The organism is Silvania hatchlandensis (assembly GCF_025564065.1).
In the GTDB taxonomy this organism is placed as follows: Bacteria; Pseudomonadota; Gammaproteobacteria; order Enterobacterales; family Enterobacteriaceae; genus Enterobacter; species Enterobacter hatchlandensis.
Genome location: NZ_JAMGZK010000006.1, coordinates 1 through 255, shown reverse-complemented (window position 1 = coordinate 255; position 255 = coordinate 1). Strand labels below are relative to the sequence as shown.

The window sequence follows — 255 nt, the reverse complement described above, 5'->3', positions numbered from 1 at the left end:
CTAACTGGAGGACCGAACCGACTAATGTTGAAAAATTAGCGGATGACTTGTGGCTGGGGGTGAAAGGCCAATCAAACCGGGAGATAGCTGGTTCTCCCCGAAAGCTATTTAGGTAGCGCCTCGTGAATTCATCTTCGGGGGTAGAGCACTGTTTCGGCTAGGGGGCCATCCCGGCTTACCAACCCGATGCAAACTACGAATACCGAAGAATGTTATCACGGGAGACACACGGCGGGTGCTAACGTCCGTCGTGAA

The 255-nt window shown here is 52.9% G+C and carries 1 rRNA gene; it reads left to right on the top strand.

From position 1 onward, the window contains the following. Nucleotides 1-255: ribosomal RNA gene (locus M8014_RS00030) — 23S ribosomal RNA — on the top strand; the annotation flags it as partial.